At 39.4% G+C, this 1,443-nt stretch carries 1 protein-coding gene; it reads left to right on the forward strand.

The window, feature by feature from the left end; all coding sequences use genetic code 11:
• Nucleotides 1–51 precede the first annotated feature (51 nt).
• Nucleotides 52–1,412, forward strand: a protein-coding gene (locus tag GQF01_RS26465; RefSeq protein ID WP_161409969.1) for an IS3 family transposase whose coding sequence is annotated in 2 segments (ribosomal slippage) — nt 52–508 and nt 508–1,412 — 1,362 coding nt in all. Because the reading frame shifts where the segments join, the coding sequence is not laid out codon by codon here.
• The last annotated feature ends 31 nt before the right edge of the window (nt 1,413–1,443 follow it).

Here is a 1,443-nt window from a genome sequence, read left to right on the forward strand (position 1 = left end):
TGAACTGCACCCCATTTGTTAGACACCACTAACAATGGAGGTGCAGTTTTTTTGTCTAATTTCAGTTTAGATGAGAAATTGAAGGCCATTCAAAGGTATCAGAATGGTACTGAAGGAGTCAAAAGTATTGCAAAATCATTAGGGATAAATCATGAAGTTTTACGTATGTGGATTAGGCAATACGAATATCACGGGATAAGAGCTTTTGAAAAGAGCTATACAGCTTACACCGCGTCATTTAAACTAGACGTACTCAACTACATGAATGAGTATGGGACGTCTCCAAATGAAGCTGCTGTCATCTTCAAAATTTCCTCTCCAGGGATTATTAGAAAATGGCGCAATCAATTTAATGAAGATGGAAAGGACGCCCTGAAATCAAAGAAAAAGGGGCGTTCACTCATGACAACTAACAAAGAAAATATTGCAAAGAAACAAGAACCTACGGAGGGTTCAGTCGAAGCTCTAAAAGCTGAAATAGAACGTTTGAAGATGGAAAACGCCTATTTAAAAAAGTTGAATGCCTTAGTTCAAAACAAGGAAAAATCACCAAACAAGACAAAGCACAAGTAGTCTATGAATTAAGGCATGAATTCCCGGTGGTTACATTGCTAGCGTTCGCTGCCATCCCCCGTAGCACATTCTATTACTGGGTAAAGCAGTTCAACAAACCCGATCTAGACGCAGACCTTAAACTCCTTATTCAATCCATTTACGAGGAGCATCAGGGCCGTTATGGCTATCGTCGTATCCGTGATGAACTATTGAATCGGAGAGAACAAGTTAATCATAAAAAAGTGCAGCGTATCATGAAAGAATTAGGCTTGAAATCAGTAGTACGTATGAAGAAATATCGCTCGTATAAAGGAACAGTAGGTAAAATTGCACCTAACGTTCTCGGCCGTAATTTTAAAGCGGAAAAACCAAATGAGAAATGGGTTACCGACATTACAGAATTTAAATTGTTTGGAGAAAAGCTGTATGTATCACCTGTTTTGGACTTGTTTAACGGTGAAATTATCACGTACACAGTAGGGTCCCGCCCTACCTATTCCTTAGTCTCCGAGATGCTAAATAAGGCCTTTAAACGCTTATCTGAAGAGGACGAACTCCTCCTGCATTCGGATCAAGGCTGGCACTACCAGATGAAGCAGTATCAACATGCTTTGAAGAAACAAGGAATTAGCCAGAGCATGTCACGCAAAGGAAATTGTTACGATAATGCAGTAATGGAGAACTTCTTTGGCATTATGAAGTCGGAGTTTCTATATCTTAATGAGTTTGAAAGTGTAGATCACTTCAAGCAAGAACTAGCACGATACATAGATTATTACAATCACAAACGTATCAAATCAAAACTAAAAGGCATGAGCCCGGTACAGTACCGAGCTCATGCCCAACAGGTTGCATAAAACATTTGTCTAACTTTAAGGGGTCACTTCA

Source organism: Paenibacillus silvestris, assembly GCF_009882985.1.
GTDB classification, from domain to species: domain Bacteria; phylum Bacillota; class Bacilli; order Paenibacillales; family NBRC-103111; genus Paenibacillus_E; species Paenibacillus_E silvestris.